The organism is Methylotuvimicrobium alcaliphilum 20Z (assembly GCF_000968535.2).
Taxonomy (GTDB): Bacteria; Pseudomonadota; Gammaproteobacteria; order Methylococcales; family Methylomonadaceae; genus Methylotuvimicrobium; species Methylotuvimicrobium alcaliphilum.
In genome coordinates this window covers 2,548,318-2,566,134 of sequence record NC_016112.1, presented here as the reverse complement: position 1 = coordinate 2,566,134, position 17,817 = coordinate 2,548,318, and the positions used below count along the sequence as shown (strand labels likewise).

General features: G+C 47.6%; 15 protein-coding genes. 14 read left to right on the top strand and 1 reads right to left on the bottom strand.

All coding sequences use genetic code 11. The features are described 5' to 3' along the window. Nucleotides 1-410: 410 nt before the first annotated feature. The 11 genes from cysM (at nucleotide 411) to MEALZ_RS10990 (ending at nucleotide 12,438) form a co-directional block, all read left to right on the top strand. Nucleotides 411-1,301: a cysteine synthase CysM gene (gene cysM / locus MEALZ_RS11040; protein WP_014148720.1), complete on the top strand. Its 891-nt coding sequence runs from the start codon at nucleotides 411-413 to the stop codon at nucleotides 1,299-1,301. Nucleotides 1,302-1,318: 17 nt separating this feature from the next. Beyond that, entirely contained in the window at nucleotides 1,319-3,358 is a 2,040-nt protein-coding gene (locus MEALZ_RS11035; protein ID WP_014148719.1) for a hypothetical protein, read from the top strand. Between the two features lie 12 nt (nucleotides 3,359-3,370). Then, complete coding sequence (locus MEALZ_RS11030) at nucleotides 3,371-3,955, top strand: YdbL family protein (protein WP_014148718.1); 585 nt, start codon at nucleotides 3,371-3,373, stop codon at nucleotides 3,953-3,955. Nucleotides 3,956-3,957: 2 nt separating this feature from the next. Next, a complete protein-coding gene (gene rlmD / locus MEALZ_RS11025) occupies nucleotides 3,958-5,301 on the top strand; it encodes a 23S rRNA (uracil(1939)-C(5))-methyltransferase RlmD (protein WP_014148717.1) in 1,344 nt (447 codons plus the stop codon). A 111-nt stretch (nucleotides 5,302-5,412) separates the two neighbouring features. Continuing rightward, nucleotides 5,413-5,958: a plasmid pRiA4b ORF-3 family protein gene (locus MEALZ_RS11020; protein WP_014148716.1), complete on the top strand. Its 546-nt coding sequence runs from the start codon at nucleotides 5,413-5,415 to the stop codon at nucleotides 5,956-5,958. Nucleotides 5,959-6,133: 175 nt separating this feature from the next. Beyond that, nucleotides 6,134-6,622, top strand: a complete 489-nt coding sequence (locus MEALZ_RS11015; RefSeq protein ID WP_014148715.1) for a L,D-transpeptidase — start codon at nucleotides 6,134-6,136, stop codon at nucleotides 6,620-6,622. Between the two features lie 14 nt (nucleotides 6,623-6,636). Beyond that, nucleotides 6,637-7,455, top strand: a complete 819-nt coding sequence (gene truA / locus MEALZ_RS11010) for a tRNA pseudouridine(38-40) synthase TruA (RefSeq protein ID WP_014148714.1) — start codon at nucleotides 6,637-6,639, stop codon at nucleotides 7,453-7,455. Nucleotides 7,456-8,426: 971 nt separating this feature from the next. After that, nucleotides 8,427-9,800 (top strand): aminodeoxychorismate synthase component I, encoded by a 1,374-nt coding sequence (gene pabB / locus MEALZ_RS11005; RefSeq protein ID WP_014148713.1) that lies wholly within the window; start codon nucleotides 8,427-8,429, stop codon nucleotides 9,798-9,800. Beyond that, complete coding sequence (locus MEALZ_RS11000) at nucleotides 9,743-10,384, top strand: amino acid kinase family protein (protein WP_332881495.1); 642 nt, start codon at nucleotides 9,743-9,745, stop codon at nucleotides 10,382-10,384. Before pabB ends, MEALZ_RS11000 begins: the two co-directional genes overlap by 58 nt. A 424-nt stretch (nucleotides 10,385-10,808) precedes the next feature. Further along, entirely contained in the window at nucleotides 10,809-11,531 is a 723-nt protein-coding gene (locus tag MEALZ_RS10995) for a hypothetical protein (protein WP_014148711.1), read from the top strand. 316 nt (nucleotides 11,532-11,847) lie between these two features. Next, a complete protein-coding gene (locus MEALZ_RS10990; protein ID WP_014148710.1) occupies nucleotides 11,848-12,438 on the top strand; it encodes a DUF502 domain-containing protein in 591 nt (196 codons plus the stop codon). Between the two features lie 161 nt (nucleotides 12,439-12,599). On the opposite strand, the gene pyrC is transcribed toward MEALZ_RS10990, so the two are convergent. Next, entirely contained in the window at nucleotides 12,600-13,649 is a 1,050-nt protein-coding gene (gene pyrC / locus MEALZ_RS10985) for a dihydroorotase (protein ID WP_014148709.1), read from the bottom strand. A 102-nt stretch (nucleotides 13,650-13,751) separates the two neighbouring features. On the opposite strand from pyrC, the gene MEALZ_RS10980 reads away from it, so the two are divergent. The 3 genes from MEALZ_RS10980 to nadA all read left to right on the top strand — a co-directional run bounded on the left by MEALZ_RS10980 (nucleotide 13,752) and on the right by nadA (nucleotide 17,098). Continuing rightward, nucleotides 13,752-14,027 (top strand): FmdB family zinc ribbon protein, encoded by a 276-nt coding sequence (locus MEALZ_RS10980; RefSeq protein ID WP_014148708.1) that lies wholly within the window; start codon nucleotides 13,752-13,754, stop codon nucleotides 14,025-14,027. Between the two features lie 69 nt (nucleotides 14,028-14,096). After that, the gene (gene aspS, locus MEALZ_RS10975; protein ID WP_014148707.1) at nucleotides 14,097-15,887 is read left to right on the top strand and encodes an aspartate--tRNA ligase; all 1,791 of its coding nucleotides are present in this window, start codon (nucleotides 14,097-14,099) and stop codon (nucleotides 15,885-15,887) included. Between the two features lie 113 nt (nucleotides 15,888-16,000). Beyond that, nucleotides 16,001-17,098, top strand: a complete 1,098-nt coding sequence (gene nadA, locus MEALZ_RS10970; protein WP_014148706.1) for a quinolinate synthase NadA — start codon at nucleotides 16,001-16,003, stop codon at nucleotides 17,096-17,098. The last annotated feature ends 719 nt before the right edge of the window (nucleotides 17,099-17,817 follow it).

Genomic DNA, 17,817 nt, shown 5'->3' with positions numbered 1-17,817 from the left:
GGAAAATAGACACTATTGGCACGGATAGACATTGATCGCACGAAGTATGTCCGTTCAATTTATACTCATCGTAGATGAAAATTCGGCCTCGGGGTGCCCGTTAAAGGACGCCGTAAACCCAGCACCTAAATTATCCAAGACAATTAACCATGGCCAATGGGTTATGGAATTTAGGTGCTGGGTAAATACGTCCATGCTGGCAAAGCCTTTATGAACGCTATGGATGGCGTGAATGTCGATTTTGCATTACGCCACGGATGGCGTGTATTAGGGCAATGCAGGAGCAATTGCCGAGGAGCAAAAATCGACCTAGCACCCCGAGGCCTCCTCCGGCACTGCCGAAATTTGAAGTGCGAAAGGTATAGCTTTATTTTCCTCACAGCAATAACTTTACTTTAGACAATTCAGACATGACTTTTAAAACGATAGAATCCTGTGTCGGCAATACTCCCCTGGTTAAATTACAACGCTTGCCCGGAGATTCGTCGAATATTATTTTAGCCAAACTGGAAGGTAATAACCCGGCCGGTTCGGTAAAGGACCGGCCCGCGCTGAGTATGATCAAACATGCCGAAACGCGCGGGGAAATCAAGCCGGGCGATCGTTTGATCGAGGCGACCAGCGGTAATACCGGTATCGCATTGGCCATGGCAGCCGCGATCAAAGGCTATAAAATGACCTTGATCATGCCGGACAACATGAGCGAGGAACGTAGGGCATCGATGAAGGCTTACGGCGCCGAGATCATCTTGACGCCGTCCGCATCGAGCATGGAGGGCGCGATCGATTTGGCCCGGCAAATGGAGCGTGAAGGCAAGGGCCGAATTCTCGACCAGTTTGCCAATCCGGACAATCCCCGCGCGCATTATGAAGGTACCGGCCCTGAAATCTGGCGCGATACCGAAGGCCGTATCACGCATTTCGTCAGCTCGATGGGCACGACAGGGACGATCATGGGGACATCGAGCTTTCTAAAAGAACAAGATCCCGCGATTCAAATCGTGGGCGTTCAGCCGGAAGGCGATTCGAAAATCCCCGGCATTCGGCGTTGGCCGAAGGAATATTTACCGAAAATCTATGATCGTAGCCGCGTCGATAGAATTATCGATATCGATCAAGCAACCGCCGAAATCACGATGCGGGCGCTGGCGACCGAGGAAGGTATTTTTGCCGGGGTATCGTCGGGCGGAGCCGTTGCCGCTGCATTGAGGTTGTCTGCAGAAGTTGAAAATTCGGTGATTGTCGTGATTATCTGCGATCGTGGCGACCGTTATTTATCGACCGGTGTTTTTCCAGGTTGATCGTTACGGCATGTGCCATGAAGCCGCTTGGAACTGCTGCCTGTTTGTTGATGTCTTCAACGGTAATGGCATTGGATTCGGTCGGCTTGAGAATAGCTACGATCGAAGCGGAAGGCTGGCAGCTTGAAGGTATAGAGATTCGGTTGTCCGAATTTGCGGCGCCGTCTCAAAATATCGTTTTATCGGTGCAATCTCTCGGGCTTCCCGCGCCCTTCGATGAAATAACATTCGTCGGCATCGAATGTTCGGATTTCAGTTGGCGCGACGAGGAAATCCATTGTTTCAAAGGCAGGGCGGAAATTAAAAGCGCCTGGTTACAATCGCCGGCTTTCGATTTTCGTTTCAGTATCGGTCCCCGGCGTAGTGAAGTTCGCATCGAACGGCTCAAAGCCGGCGGCGGCGAAGTTGCCGTGCATGCCTCGGTCGAAGACGAGCGTTGGGCGCTTCAAGTAAATTCGCGCGGCTTGCAAAGCGACGCTATCAAACCTTTTATCGATTCCAATGACTTTCAAATAGGTGCGGAGCGTGCGGATATCGATGTCTTAGCAGAAGGACCCGGAATCGAATTGGACAAGCTTTCCGTCTATGCCAGTCTTAAGGGTTTATCCGCACAAGCTACGGACGGTAGTCTTGCCGGAGAAGATATCGATGCCATATGGTCTTTACGGGCGGGTTCGGCGACAGGCAATTGGCAATGGTTGAGCCGCGCCGAATTTTCCAAAGGAGGATTGTATATCGAGCCCTGGTTTGTCGAACTGTCGCCTGAAACAGTCTCGATCAATAGCGCGGGTACTTGGTATGTCGATTCGCGGCGAGTGGACATCGCGCATGTCGATTTCCGCCACCCCGGCGTATTCGAGGTATCCGGAAGCGGCCAGGTTAAAACGATTCCTTCTTTGAGTCTCGAGCAGGGACGGTTTTTTGTCCAAGCGGAAAATTTGCAGTCTGTATCCGGCATTTATCTCGATTCGCTTCTCTTAGGTACTCCGGCAGAAGGCATGAGTCTGTCCGGGCGTTTAAGCGCCGACGCTTCGATACATAATAATACGTTGCTCGACCTGGCAGTGGATATCGATGGTTTGAACGTAAGCGACAGTCAATCTCGCTTGGCTTTAACCGATGGAATTGGGGTGTTGCATTGGTCCGCTCGGGAAGGCCCTTCTAAGCCATCGGTCTTTGCTTGGCAACAGTTACAACTGGGTAATGTGCCGATTGACTCGGCTAAAATCTCGTTTTTGACCGAAGCGACCTCGTTTCGTCTTTTAAATAGAACTCGCTTACCATTACTTGGCGGTACTTTAACGATCGATCGTTTCGATTGGACTGCACGCGAAAACGACGAGCACGATTTGTTTTTTATCGGCGAATTGGAGGATATTTCATTAGAAGAGTTGACGCAGGCATTGGATTGGACGCCGATGAGCGGAACGATTAGCGGCAGGATTCCCGGCGTCGATTACCGGGATAATAAGCTTGCTTTGGATGGCGAGTTGACGATTGATGTGTTCGACGGCCGGATTACGATCAGCCAGCTGGCATCTTCCGGCTTATTCAGTGAATTTTCTCAATTCTATGGTTCGGTCGAAATAGAGAATTTAGATCTGGCACAATTGACGAGCAAATTTAAATTCGGTCGTATCGAAGGGCGCTTGTCCGGTTTCGTTCGCGATCTCTATCTGGAAAATTGGCAGCCGGCGACTTTTTTTGCATGGTTAGGCACGCCCGATGATGACGATTCGAGTCGACGAATCAGTCAAACCGCAGTCGAAAATTTAGCCAGTATCGGCGGAGGCGGGGCCACCGACTTGATTTCGAGAGCCTTTTTAGGTTTTTTCGAGAATTTCGGTTACGAGCGTCTCGGTATTGGCTGTTATTTGCATAATGGCGTATGCCAGTTGACAGGTGTAGAGCCGGCCGAGCAAGGGTATTACATCGTCAAAGGCGGCGGTCTGCCGAGAATCGATGTGATGGGGTATAATCCCCGCGTTGATTGGAACGTTTTATTGGAGCGTCTGAAACGCATTACGATGGCGTCGGACGACGTGGTCATCGAGTAACCGGAGTTAAACATGAAAAAATTATCGATCATCGGCGCCTTGCTGCTAACGGCTTGTGTGACGATTAACATCTATTTTCCCGCCGCTGCAGCGGAAAAAGCGGCGGATCAAATCATTCAAGATATACAGCAAACGACTGATTCATCCCAAAAGCCCCAAAGCGACTTACAGTCGTTGAAGATCGTGTTTTATCGATTGATCGATGGGGTATTGAATGTCGTGATTGCACCGGCGCATGCGCAACAGGCCGATCTGTCGATCGACTCGCCCGAAATCAGACGCCTGACCGCATCGATGCAAAGCCGTTTTTTGTCGCTGAAACCGTTTTACGATGCAGGCTACGTTGGCATCGGTTCGGATGGCCTGTTAGTCGTCAGGAATGCCTCTGCCGTGCCTTTGCGCGATAGAACACAGGTGAATCGTTTGGTGGCCGCCGAGAACGCCGATCGTAATCAGTTATACCAGGCTATTGCCAATGCCAACGGCCAACCCAATTGGTTCGCTCAGATCAAATCGACGTTTGCCGCGCGTTGGGTCAGTAATGCGCAGTCCGGCTGGTGGTATCAAATGCCGAACGGTAGTTGGAGACAAAAATAAGCATGGCGCGCAGAAAAAGGGAACGTAAAAAATTACCGGACACCCCCGTTAAAACCATCATCGATTCGCTGACGCATGACGGGCGAGGGGTTGCCCATGTAGACGGCAAGGCGGTATTTATCGATGCAGCCTTGCCGGGCGAGGAACTCGAATTTGTCTATACCGACATTCGCCGCGATTTCGCCGAAGGCCGGGTCGTCAAGCTATTGAGTAAGGCCGAGTGCCGCGTCGATGCGGAATGTCCGCATTATGACGTATGCGGGGGCTGCAGTTTTCAGCATGTCGCTTCAAGCGAGCAAATCCATATTAAAGAGGAATTGCTGAAAGAGCAGTTTAAACGCATCGGTAAGCTCGATATTCCCGAAATTTGGCCGTCATTGGACGGGCCGCATTGGGGTTATCGGCGCAAGGCGCGCATGGGTGTCAAATATGTCGCGAAAAAAGGCAGGGTGCTCGTCGGTTTTCGCGAAAAGCGCCAACCGTTTTTGGCCGAGATCGAAAGCTGTAAGGTCATGCATCCGGTTATCGGAACGCGCTTAATGGCTTTATCGGAGATGATCGGCGGCTTGACGATCAGAGAGAAAATTCCGCAAATCGAAGTTGCGATCGGCGATGAGGATTGCGTGCTTGCGGTACGCGTACTGGAGCCGCCGACCGACGAGGATAAGGAGCGAATGCGGTCTTTTGCACATAAGCATAATGTGACCTTGTGTCTACAGTCGAAAGGCCCCGATACGATTGCGCCGATCGATGGCGAACCGGTAGTAACCCCGACCTATGCTTTGCCGGAGCACGATATCGTATTCCGGTTCAGACCGGCGATGTTTACGCAAGTCAATTATGAAATCAACCGGCTCATGGTCAACCGGGTCATCGAAGCGTTGGATTTAACTAAGGACGATGTCGTGCTGGATTTGTTCTGCGGGCTTGGAAACTTTACCTTGCCGATGGCTCGTTATGCAGGAAAAGTGGTCGGTATCGAAGGCGATTTGCCGTTGGTCAATCATGCACAGGCGAATGCCCGCTTAAACAATCTGGATAATGTCGAGTTTCACGCTGCCGACTTGAGTAAGGCGATTGTCGATTTACCGTGGGCGAAACAGCGCTATAACAAAATTTTGCTCGATCCGTCGCGAGCCGGCGCATCGGAGGTATTGCATCATTTCAAGCAATGGCAGCCCGAAAGTATCGTCTATGTCTCGTGTAATCCGTCGACCTTGGCCCGCGATGCAGGCATTCTGGTGAACGATTTAGGTTTTAAACTGGTAAAAGCCGGCGTCATGAATATGTTCCCGCAAACCGCGCATGTGGAATCGATTGCGCTGTTTAATGCCGCTGATCGGTGAATGAAAAGGGCAATAAACATCAATTCGGAATCGACGTGCCTATAGAAGGGGGCGGGCCTATGATGAAATCAAATCGATAAATATTACGTTTAATAATTCAAAGGTTAAAAAATGGTAAATAAAGTATATCAAATCAAAGTTTCGTTGGATGGTTCTACTCCACCTATTTGGCGCCGTTTATTGGTATCGGAAGACGCGAGTTTGCAGCAATTGCACGATATTATTCAAGTTGCGATGGGATGGTTTGAATCGCATTTGCATCAGTTTATCGCCGATGGCGTTTTTTACGGCGTACCGGACGAAGAGTTTGACTTAAAGGATGAAAGTCAACATACGATTTCTGAGCTTCTGAATCAGGAAATGCAGGAAATTAAATACGAATACGATTTCGGCGATAGTTGGATGCATACGATTACACTAGAAAAAATCCTATCTAACGATGACAATGGCGGCCATTTGCCTCGTTGTATAGAAGGCGAACGCGCAGCACCGCCTGAAGACTGTGGTGGTATTCCAGGTTATGAAAACTTGCTCAAAATCCTAAACGATCCGGAAAATCCGCAATATGATGAAATGCACGAATGGTTGTCAATCGATGAATTCGACCCGGCCTATTTCGATATGGCAGATGTTAATGACGAGTTGCTGGATTTATAGGGGAAAGAGGAAAGAGGAAAGAGGAAAGAGGAGATTAGGGCTTGACACGTAATTGAAATGCCTCATCATTTCACTATTCACTATTCACTATTCACTATTCACTATTCACTATTCACTATTCACTATTCACTATTCACTATTCACTATTCACTATTCACTATTCACTAATAAATCCATGAAACCTAACTCATTCATCGACATTTCGATTCCCGCGCAACGATTGGTAATTGTCGATGAGGGTAGGGTTGTAAAGTCGTATCCCGTTTCTACGGCAAAAAACGGCGCCGGCGAATTGAGGGGCAGCGAATGTACGCCGCGCGGCTGGCATAAGATTCGCGCGAAAATCGGTGAGGGTATTCCTGTCTATTCCGTTTTCAAAGCACGTAGGCCGACCAGTGAGATTTATTCACCGGAATTAGGCAAGCAATTTCCGGAACGCGATTGGATTTTGACTCGAATTCTCTGGTTGGGCGGCCTCGAGCCGGGAAAAAACCGTTACGGTTCAGTCGATACGGCCTGGCGCTATATTTACATTCACGGTTGCCCCGACGAACTGATGAACGGCAAGCCCGAATCGCACGGCTGCATTCGTATGATCAATGCCGATTTGCTCGATTTATTCGAGCGCGTTGCGATCAATACCGAAGTTTATATTCATGAATAAATTATTAGATTGAGATGCCTAGAATCGTTTTAGGAATCGAATACGACGGTAGCGCTTTTTTCGGTTGGCAATGGCAAACCGCGCGTCGCACCGTTCAATCCGAGTTGGAAACTGCACTGTCCAAAATCGCCGACGAGCCGATTACGGTAATCTGTGCGGGCCGGACCGATGCCGGCGTGCATGCGCTCGAGCAGGTGGTGCATTTCGACACGCAAGCCGAGCGATCTATGTACGGATGGATGATGGGTGGGAATACGCATTTGCCCGATGACATCAGGATTATTTGGGCGCAACAGGCGATTTTCGATTTTCATGCCCGTTATAGCGCCATTGCCCGGTTTTATCGCTATGTCATTTTGAACAGGCCGATGAAATCGGCGTTGCTGCGCAAACAAGTCACATGGTGCTATCAGTCGCTTGATGCCGATAAAATGCATCGAGCGGCACAATATTTGATTGGCGACCATGACTTTTCGTCGTTCAGGGCGCAAGGCTGTCAATCCAAAAGTCCTTGCCGCATGATGCATTTTATCGATGTTTACCGCGAACAGGAAAAGGTCATTATGGATATTTCGGCCAATGCGTTTTTGCACCACATGGTCAGAAACATTGCCGGCGTGTTGATGGAAATCGGTATGGATAAACAGCCGGTCGATTGGGCACAAGAATTATTGTTGATCAAGGATCGCGATCAAGGCGGAATCACAGCGCCGCCCGATGGCTTGTATTTAGGCGGCGTTTATTATCCGGAACATTACGGCATTACCAGGCATCCGGTATTCGATAAACTGCCGCCCGGTGCTAAACGTTTCGATGATCGTCCGAAGGCTTAAAGTATAGGAACGAGCATGAAATATACCCATCGCAGATCAAAATTCGGCACCAGGGTGTCCGTCAAAGGACGCCGTGAATACATCCCTGTAAGCTCTATGCCAGCTCCATGCTGGCAAAGCCTTTGCCGCACACCCTGGCGCCTCCTCAGGCACTGCCGAAATTTGAAGTGCGAAAGGTATAACTTCGACAACTTCTGGGAGGGGGTTCGGTGGCTCGATTGACAGGTGTCGGCGGCAGGGCAGATTTTTGCTCCTGTAAAATCTGCATTCATGCCATCCATGGCAATCAGATTCCGCCGTCAAGCCTACATGGAAGTATTCACCCAGTACCTAAATTCCATAGCCCATTGGCTATGGTTAAATATCTTGGATAATTTAGGTGCTGGGTTCACGGCGTCCTGTCAAGCGAGTCACCGAATCGCCGCAAAGCCTACTACGTGTAGCAGTTATTTTGTGCATATTTCTTAGCGCTTTCAGTGATAACCAAATACAAAGCCTTCTCGGACACCCCTGCGCTTCCTCGGGCACTACCGAAATTGAAGTGCGAATGCTATACATAGCCTCGTAGGGTACGCTATGCGTACCATGGTAACCCCGGGATGTTCATTTGCCTACCGAACCGCCAGGGCACGGCTTTGGTACGCGCAGCGTGCCCTACAATTTATGTATAACGATGAGCGCAGATCGTGGGAACGATAATTGCCGGGGGATTGAATAGTTGCGTCAGGAAAGGCTATTTAAAATTTTAGAATAAGCGGTTGAAAGACTTGATGAGCTTCATGTGCTTCATGGTTAAACTGCCGAATTTAGATAAATGCGTTTGTCATGGTATCGTTTCCTTTCCTTTTACGTTTCTTAAATACCCTAGGATGTTATAAAATTGCAATCTTGTTCATCGGCATTTGATGCTGTGTTCCCAAACATTGCGGATACTTGGATGACTCCGAACGGTTCCCCTCTTTCTCTATTAAATGTCGCTATCTAAAATCATCAATCAACCACTTCCATATTTCGAAGATAGTGCTCGCTTGTTCGCACCGCTTGCCGGTAAACCTTGGGCGGTGTTTTTGGATAGCGGATACCCGGTTAGTCGACATGGCTGTTTCGATATCATCGCCGCCGATCCGGTTTGCACTTTAGTCACACATGGAAATGTCACTAAGATCAAGCGGGAGGGTGTTGTCAGCGAATCGACCGACGATCCTTTTGAATTGGTTAAAAAACAATTACTACCGAAGCGGTCGGGATTCGACGATTTGCCATTCAATGGTGGCGCTATCGGATATTTTTCCTACGATTTGGCCCGCCGCTTGGAAAAACTACCGGTCATTGCGCGAGATGCCGAAAATATTGCCGAAATGGCGGTCGGTATTTACGAATGGGCTGTTATTGTCGATCATCAGTTGCGGCGCAGCCGCTTGGTCGGTTACCTCGATGAAGCACAATTGGTGTATTTGACGGCATTGTTTAGCCGATTGCCGGAAGAGGGGGCTCAAAATGTGTTCCGTGTCACGGGGTCTGTCGAAGCCAACTTCGATCAGGCGGATTATGCCGAAGCCTTTAGTCGTATCAAAAAATATTTGAATGATGGCGATTGTTACCAAGTCAATCTTGCCCAGCGTTTCAGTGCTCCATGCCATGGCGATCCTTGGGCGGCTTATTTGAAACTGCGAAAATTAAATTCGGCGCCGTTTAGCGCATATATGAATACGCCGGAGGCATCCGTATTGAGTTCCTCGCCGGAGCGTTTTTTAAAGCTTCGTGACGGCTTTGTCGAAACCAAGCCGATCAAAGGAACGCGCCCGAGGAAATCTAGTCACGCCGACGACCTGGATCAAATCAGTCAGTTGGAAAGCAGCAAGAAAGATCGTGCCGAAAATGTCATGATCGTCGACTTATTGCGTAACGATATCAGTAAAACTTGCAAAAAAGGTTCCGTTAAAGTTCCCCGTTTATTCGATATCGAAAGTTATGCGACGGTGCATCACTTGGTTAGCACGGTTACCGGCGAGTTGGCAGATGGGCGGCATAGTTTGGACTTATTGAGAAGCTGTTTTCCCGGAGGTTCGATTACCGGTGCGCCAAAGATCAGGGCGATGCAGATCATCGAAGAATTGGAGCCGCATCGGCGGGGTGTTTATTGCGGAGCGATCGGCTATATGGGTTTCGACGGCAATATGGATACCAATATTGCGATCAGAACCTTGGTGCATTCGGATGATACGATCCGTTTTTGGGCCGGCGGCGGTATCGTCAACGACTCGGTGATGGAAGAGGAATACCAGGAGTGCTTCGACAAAGCCTCGGCGATGATATCGGTTTTACGTCAGTTGACGGTTGCATGAAAGCCGGATTGCGGGTCATAAAATTCGGCGGTAGTCTTGAATGCAGCGGTACTTTAAAATCGTGTATGGACAAAGCGGCTGCTTTCTACCGGGAAGGATGTGTTTGGGTTCCCGGCGGCGGCGATTTTGCCGAACAAGTGCGTCAGGCTCAACAGCGTTGGCATTTCGATGATATTACCGCGCACGCAATGGCTCTTTTGGCGATGCGGCAGATGGCCTTGCTAATGCATTCGATGCATCGCGATTGTGTATTGGCTGAGTCGATTGCCGATACTGTTCGGCAGCTCGATCTAGGAAAATCGGTCATTTGGTCACCCGATGTCAATGAACTTAATCAAGCCGGTGTCCCCGCAAGTTGGGAAGTAACTTCCGACAGTCTTGCCGCTTGGCTCGCAGTTAGACTCGGTGCCGATGAATTAATTTTGATCAAGTCGGCTGAAATTCCGCAAGCCGCTGATGTAAACAAACTTGCGGAATTAGGGATTGTCGATCGAGCATTTCCCGGATTTACTAAAAAAGCCCGGTTCAAAATCAGGGTCGTTAATAAAGAAAAGCTGATATCTCCCAAATTTTTGAGGAAATAAATATTGGAAATTTCTAATTTTTTTATGGAATAGCGCCGGCTCAAACAATATTTTTGTCTTTTACTATGTTTGGCGCTAATTTTTTGGAGACCTCGTTTAGTCGGGATTTTGATAAGTTTTTCCGCAAACCCGGCAACCTATTGAAAAACTTGCTGGTCGTGGTGTTACTACTCTCTTTATACTCAAAAAATGGCTAACTTTCCGGGGATATAGGGTGGGAGCTAGCGAGCCAGGCTGTTTTTCTTCTACATCGCTTACCTGTTGGTGTTCTAATACACGCATCTCATACCTTTTTAGTCTTCGACGGTTATTCAATCAAAAGGGGGTAAGCTCATAAACCCAGTAAATTATTTGTCATTAAGTCCTTAGAAAACTTAAGTCTGTATATAATTCAGATCTTTATAAAAATAAAAAGGAGGTATCGATGCCGTTGGATATTTTGTTGACAATTATAGCGACGACCGTCATTCAGTCGATTTTTGGCGTGGGCGTTTTGTTGTTTGGTACGCCCTTGTTATTGCTATTGGGCTATCAGTTCATCAATGCGCTTGAGATTTTGTTGCCGATCTCAATCGCCATCAACTTGTTGCAGTTGGTTAAACATCATCATTTTATAGATATAAACTTCGTTAGGAATGTACTTAAATACAGCATACCATTCGTTGTGGTGTTTTTATTTATCGTGACTAGCGTTCGGATCAATATCGGCGCATTGATTGGGGTATTTTTAATTTTCGTTGCGTTTAAGGATGCGGTCGGCGCAGTCAATAGAATAATTGAAAAACTGGTCAGTTACGAAAGAACGTATTTAATTTCGATGGGCATAGTGCATGGCTTGACTAATTTAGGCGGTTCTCTATTGACTGCGATAGCGCATAGCAAACAGTATGAAAAAAATCAGACTCGGTCGACTGTTGCGGTTTGTTATGGCATGTTCGCAGTGTTTCAGATTTTGACTTTATTATTTGTTAAACATCAGTATGTGATTTCTTATGCCGATAATGTGTCGTTGTTGCAAATTGCCGTGGTCGTATTTTTATTGACTGAGGAAATGCTTTATAAGAACATCGATAACGAAAAATACGCTAAAATCTTCGCGGCATTTTTGGGGATTTCGGGCTTTGTATTGATTTGGAAATCTTTGTAGTCTTGTTGTCCGATTAAGTCTGTGAGTGCAGAACAATTAGCCGGTTAAGTGTCACGGCCTACCATTATACCTTTCGTACTTCAAATTTCGGAAGTGCCAGAGGAAGCGCCTGGGTGTCCGATAAAGGCTTTGCTAGCATGGAGCTGGCATAGAGCCTATATGGACGTATTTACCCAGTACCTAAATTCCATAGCCCATAGGCTATGCTTAACCATCTGGGATAATTTAGGTGCTGGTTCACGGCGTCCTTTAGCGGATACCCAGGCGCCGAATTTTGATCTACGACGGGTATACATAACAACTAAAAGGGTACATGATGAATCAACAGCTTAAGGCGATTTTAAATAATTTTTTGATCGGAATTTTCGCGGTAATTCCGATTGTGATCATTTTACAGATCGTCATATTCGTAAAAGATCGGGTCTCCGATCTCTTTAGGATGGTATATGGTTATGCCGATAATTACCTGTATACATTAATGGTGTTTGCGGTTAGTTTTTTGATTTTATCGATGATCGGACACAAAATCGTCAAGGAAGGTAAGTTTTGGGCTATCGCGGCGTTTGATTTTATTATCGATAGAATTCCGTTATTAAATAGCATTTATCGGGTAACTAAGAAAGTCATTAATATGTTTTCCTCGCATGATCGTAAGGAAGCGCGGGAGGTAGTTTATATTGAATATCCTAAAGAAGGGCTTTGGGTTCCAGCTTATGTGACCAATAAGCGAGACGATCAGTATGTATTGTTTGTGCCGACATCGCCGAATCCGACTTCTGGTTTTACGGTGATTGTGCATAAATCCAGAGTCATAAAGTCCGAAATGAATATTGAGCAAGCGACTAGCTTTATCGTTAGCGTAGGGGTTGATTTCGATAAAATGGATGAGATGAAAAAACTTTCCTGATTGTAAGAACGGTTTTAACCGAGGGGAATGCTTCATGGCCCCTTCTATGGTATATACCTTTCGTACCTCAAATTTCGGCAGTGCCTTAGGAGGCATCGGGGTGAGGGGGCGCACACCCCGGTGCCGAATTTTTGATCTACGATGAGTATAAGCTATCGGAGTCAGTATTCACGGCCCTCGACTTCGAGTTTCCAAGCTAACGGCTCGCCGGCTTTAAGCGGTGTGATATTAATTTCTCCATGCCCGTAAGATTCAGGTACGAGCCAAGGTTCTTTAATCAATGTGACCGAACGAGTATTTCTGGGTAATCGGTAAAAATCGGCCCCGAAAAAACTCGCAAATCCTTCCAATTTTTCTAAAGCGCCGACCTTATCAAAGGCTTCTGCATAAAGCTCGATCGCAGCATGAGCGCTGAAACAGCCGGCGCAACCGCAAGCATTTTCTTTTGAGCCGGTTAGGTGTGGAGCGCTGTCGGTGCCCAAAAAGAATTTTGGGTTGCCGCTAGTTGCGGCTGCGACCAGAGCTTGACGGTGTCGTTCTCGCTTCAAGATCGGTAGGCAGTAGTAATGAGGTTTTATACCGCCTACTAACATCGCATTGCGATTATAAAGTAAATGCTGCGGCGTAATGGTCGCCGCAATCGTATTCGGCGCCGATTTTACGAATTCGACCGCATCACTTGTTGTGACGTGTTCGAGTACAATACGTAAATTAGGAAATTGGCGAGTGATATCGTTGAGCGTGCGCTCGATAAACACGCGTTCCCGGTCGAAAATATCGCAGTCTTGATCGACGACTTCGCCGTGAATCAACAGTGGTATGTCGAATTGTTGCATCGCCTCGAAAATCGGATAAATCGTTTTCGGGTCGGCGACTCCGGCATCGGAGTTGGTGGTCGCGCCGGCAGGGTAGAGTTTAAACGCATAGATGTGTTCGCATTCGGCGGCTTCTTTGACGTCTTGGATAGTGGTTGAGCCGGTTAGATAAAGCGTCATCAATGGGGTGAAATGAGACTCTGAAGGAAGGACCGACAAAATTTCATTTCGGTACTGCAAGGCCTGTCGGAACGTCGTCACCGGAGGTTTTAAGTTGGGCATGATAATGGCTCTTGCAAACCGTTTAGCGGTATGCGGCAGTACGGTTTTGAGTATCTCGCCGTTTCTGATATGCAAATGCCAGTCGTCGGGCTGGGTAATGATGAGTTTATTCATTATAATGCGCTTATTTTTTTAAACGATAATTCTACCTTATTGGGCTTGAAAAATTAAATCGTGCCCTTATTTTGGCAATTATTTCTTGTTACGGAGTTGAAAATGCCTATTTACGAATATCAATGTCAAGCCTGTGGTCATGAACATGAGGCTTTGCAAAAAATGAGTGATCCTGTTTTGGTTCATTGTCCTGCCTGTAGCCGGCCCGAGTTGATGAAAAAAATTTCCGCTGCCGGTTTTAGATTGAAGGGCGGCGGCTGGTATGAAACCGATTTTAAAAGCGGCAATAAGAAAAATGTCGCCGGCGAGGCTTCCGCTCCCGCGTCGTGTTCTTCAACTGACAGCGGGTGCGGCGGCGGTGCTTGTTCTGCCCAATAACGGCAGCTTGCATAACAGGTTGTAAGTAAGTAACATCGGCAAATTTTTTGGATTAACACGAGAAGAGTTATGCGTAGCCACAAGTGTGGAGAATTGAATACCCAACATTTAGGACAATCGGTTGCTTTGTGCGGCTGGGTACATCGTCGCCGGGATCATGGCGGCGTTATATTTATCGATCTGAGGGATCGGGCAGGCTTGGTGCAGGTAGTTTTCGATCCTGATGCGCCGGAGTCGTTTTCAATAGCCGAGAGTGTACGTAGCGAGTATGTATTACGTATCGAAGGTATTGTTCGAGATCGTCCTGAGGGTACGCATAATTCGAATATGGCAACCGGTGAGATTGAGGTGCTGGGCAAAAGTATCGAAGTCTTAAATGAATCCGAAACGCCTCCGTTTCCAATCGAAAGTGAGATTGAAGTCAATGAGGAAATGCGTCTGCGTTTTCGTTATATCGATCTTCGCCGCACCGAGATGCAGCATAAAATGAAGGTGCGCCGCGATGTGACGCGTAATTTACGTCAGTTCCTCGACGATAAGGAGTTTTTCGAAATCGAAACGCCTTATTTAACCAAAGCAACGCCGGAAGGAGCTAGGGATTACATCGTACCGAGCCGCACGCATCCAAACGCCTTTTTTGCCTTACCGCAATCGCCTCAACTCTATAAGCAGTTACTGATGGTTGCCGGCATGGAGCGCTATTACCAGGTGGTGCGGTGTTTCCGTGACGAAGACTTGCGCGCCGACAGACAGCCGGAATTCACGCAGCTCGATATCGAGACGTCGTTCATGAACGAACAAGAAATTATGGCGATTATGGAACAGATGATTCGCCGTTTGTTCAAGGATATCATCGATGTCGATTTAGCCGATCCGTTTCCGGTTATGAGTTATAGCGAGGCGATGCGTCGATTCGGTTCCGATCGCCCCGATCTGCGTATTCCTCTGGAATTGGTCGATATCGCCGAAGAAATGCGAGAAGTCGATTTTAAGGTGTTTTCGGGTCCAGCCAACGATCCGCACGGGCGTGTCGTCGCGATGCGTCTGCCCGAGGGCGGTGAATTGAGCCGCAAAGAAATCGACGATTTGACCAAGTTTGTCGGTATCTATGGCGCTAAAGGTTTGGCTTATATCAAGGTTAATGATTTGGCGGCTGGTGTCGAAGGTTTGCAATCGCCGATTGTTAAATTTGCGCCTGATGATGTTTGGGCGAAGGTGATGGCTAAGGTCGGTGCGCAAAACGGGGATTTGATTTTCTTCGGCGCCGATAAGGCCGGTGTCGTCAATGAAGCCATGGGAGCTTTGCGTGTCAAATTAGGTTTGGATCGCGGCTTGCTCGATGGCGATTGGAAACCGGTATGGGTCATCGATTTTCCTATGTTTGCTTGGGACGAAAAGGCTCAGCGCTATACCGCGATTCATCATCCGTTCACCGCGCCGAGTTGCTCTATCGAGGAGTTGAAAGCCGACCCGGGTCATGCTTTGTCGCGTGCTTACGACTTAGTGCTGAACGGAACCGAAGTCGGCGGCGGCTCGATTAGGATTAATCGGACCGACATGCAGCAAATCGTATTCGCCATTCTCGGAATAGGCCACGATGAAGCGCGCGAGAAATTCGGCTTCCTGTTGGATGCATTGAAATACGGTGCGCCGCCTCATGGCGGTATCGCTTTCGGCTTGGATCGTCTAGTGATGTTGATGACCGGCGCGCATTCGATCCGCGATGTGATTGCATTCCCGAAAACGCAAACTGCAGCATGTCCATTATTTAATGCACCGGCTTTTGTAAGCGAGGAACAATTGAAGGAATTGGGTATCAAATTGCGTAAGCCGACCGGAAAAGACGAAAAGCAAAATTAATGTTACTCGGAGTGTGTTTATCGGTTCGTATGCGACGCTAGCCTCATGAATAAAGCGAACGAAGTTTAATAAGGGTGTGCGTTGCGTACCCTACAAAATTTGAGTGATAAAAAATGTCTGCGACAGCCTTACCTATCCAAGATTATGCGCTTCTCGATGATGAAGAATGCGATGCGCGCATCGCAGCCGCGAAGGAAAAGCTCGGTTCGCGCTGCGTCATTCTTGGACATCATTACCAGCGTGACGAAGTGTTCAAGCATGCCGACTATAGCGGGGATTCGTTGAAGTTGTCGCGTAATGCGGCAGCCTCTGAAGCCGAATATATCGTGTTTTGCGGTGTGCATTTCATGGCCGAAGTCGCCGATATTCTGTCTCGGCCCGATCAGATTTCAATTCTTCCCGATTTGGCGGCTGGCTGTTCTATGGCCGATATGGCGAATGTCATCAAGGTCAATAAGTGCTGGAAAGAATTGTCGACGGTATTGGATCCTGATAGCATGGTGACGCCGGTTACCTACATAAATTCGGCGGCCGATTTGAAGGCGTTTTGCGGCGAGCATGGCGGTATCGTTTGTACATCGTCGAACGCGCAAAAAATTCTTGAATGGAGTTTTGCTAGACGCGAGAAGGTGTTGTTTTTTCCGGATCAGCATTTAGGGCGTAATACCGGTTATCGAATGGGCATCCCGCTTGAGGAAATGGTAACTTGGGATTTTGATAAGCCGATGGGAGGCTTGACCGAGGAACAAATTCGAAATGCAAAAATAATTCTTTGGAAAGGTTTTTGTTCGGTTCATCAAATGTTTAAGCCCGAGCATATCGACAGGTTCTTGGAAAAACATCCCGAAACGCATGTAATTTCACATCCCGAGGCTAGTTTTGAAGTCTGTCAAAAATCCGAATACATTGGCTCGACCGAAGCGATATTGAAGATCGTACGTGAGGCTGAGCCCGGTACCCGTTGGTTGGTTGCTACCGAATTGAACCTGGTCAATCGATTGCACGACGAATGTAAGGATCAAGGCAAAAATGTGCATTTCATGTCGCCGACGGTATGCATGTGTTCTACGATGTTCCGAACCGATCCGCAGCATTTGGCTTGGGTGCTGGAAAATCTGGTCCAAGGACATGTCGTTAATCGGATATCGGTACCGGAACGAGAGTCTGTACTAGCTAAAAAAGCATTGGACAATATGCTTTCGATACATTGATATCCTCTTAAGAAGTAGGCATCCAATGACTTTGGTATTTTATTATACTCATCGTAGATGAAAATTCGGCCTCGGGGTGCCCGTTAAAGGACGCCGTAAATCCAGCACCTAAATATTCCATAGGTCTTTGGCAATGATTCAAAATCATGGCTTATTTAGGTGCTGGATGAATTATCCAAGACAATTAACCATGGCCAATGGGCTATGGAATTTAGGTGCTGGGTAAATACGTCCATGTAGGCTCTATGCCAGCTCCATGCTGGCAAAGCCTTTATGAACGCCATGGGTGGCGTGTATTAGGGCAATGCAGGGCAGAAAAATGCTCCTGCATTTTCTGCATTCATTACATCCATGTAACTCAGCAATTGCCAAGGAGCGAAAATCGACCGGACACCCCGAGGCCTCCTCCGGCACTGCCGAAATTTGAAGTGCGAAAGGTATACTCTGATTAGCATTAAAGATCTTTATTAATGATAAGAAACTTTAATGCTGTGCTTTTTATATAGCATCGAATCGATACAAAAAAGCCGTTACTTACTTGGTATGTAACGGCTTTTTTGTTTTTGAATATTGTGTCGAAAAATTTCAATTCATAACAATAAGCCGAAATATGCGTGATAGGTGACAGTGTGTTGACTCAAAGGACATTTTATCGATCTTGAGAACGAAACGAAATTATGGTCTAATGCCCCGGTTTACGTCTTCAAGTGCCTCTTATT

What these genes read in the sequence shown, in the direction of transcription:
- cysM (WP_014148720.1), top strand. Translation starts at nt 411, where the DNA reads ATGACTTTTAAAACGATAGAATCCTGTGTCGGCAATACTCCCCTGGTT.
- MEALZ_RS11035 (WP_014148719.1), top strand. Translation starts at nt 1,319, where the DNA reads ATGAAGCCGCTTGGAACTGCTGCCTGTTTGTTGATGTCTTCAACGGTA.
- MEALZ_RS11030 (WP_014148718.1), top strand. Translation starts at nt 3,371, where the DNA reads ATGAAAAAATTATCGATCATCGGCGCCTTGCTGCTAACGGCTTGTGTG.
- rlmD (WP_014148717.1), top strand. Translation starts at nt 3,958, where the DNA reads ATGGCGCGCAGAAAAAGGGAACGTAAAAAATTACCGGACACCCCCGTT.
- MEALZ_RS11020 (WP_014148716.1), top strand. Translation starts at nt 5,413, where the DNA reads ATGGTAAATAAAGTATATCAAATCAAAGTTTCGTTGGATGGTTCTACT.
- MEALZ_RS11015 (WP_014148715.1), top strand. Translation starts at nt 6,134, where the DNA reads ATGAAACCTAACTCATTCATCGACATTTCGATTCCCGCGCAACGATTG.
- truA (WP_014148714.1), top strand. Translation starts at nt 6,637, where the DNA reads ATGCCTAGAATCGTTTTAGGAATCGAATACGACGGTAGCGCTTTTTTC.
- pabB (WP_014148713.1), top strand. Translation starts at nt 8,427, where the DNA reads ATGTCGCTATCTAAAATCATCAATCAACCACTTCCATATTTCGAAGAT.
- MEALZ_RS10995 (WP_014148711.1), top strand. Translation starts at nt 10,809, where the DNA reads ATGCCGTTGGATATTTTGTTGACAATTATAGCGACGACCGTCATTCAG.
- MEALZ_RS10990 (WP_014148710.1), top strand. Translation starts at nt 11,848, where the DNA reads ATGAATCAACAGCTTAAGGCGATTTTAAATAATTTTTTGATCGGAATT.
- pyrC (WP_014148709.1), bottom strand. Translation starts at nt 13,649, where the DNA reads ATGAATAAACTCATCATTACCCAGCCCGACGACTGGCATTTGCATATC.
- MEALZ_RS10980 (WP_014148708.1), top strand. Translation starts at nt 13,752, where the DNA reads ATGCCTATTTACGAATATCAATGTCAAGCCTGTGGTCATGAACATGAG.
- aspS (WP_014148707.1), top strand. Translation starts at nt 14,097, where the DNA reads ATGCGTAGCCACAAGTGTGGAGAATTGAATACCCAACATTTAGGACAA.
- nadA (WP_014148706.1), top strand. Translation starts at nt 16,001, where the DNA reads ATGTCTGCGACAGCCTTACCTATCCAAGATTATGCGCTTCTCGATGAT.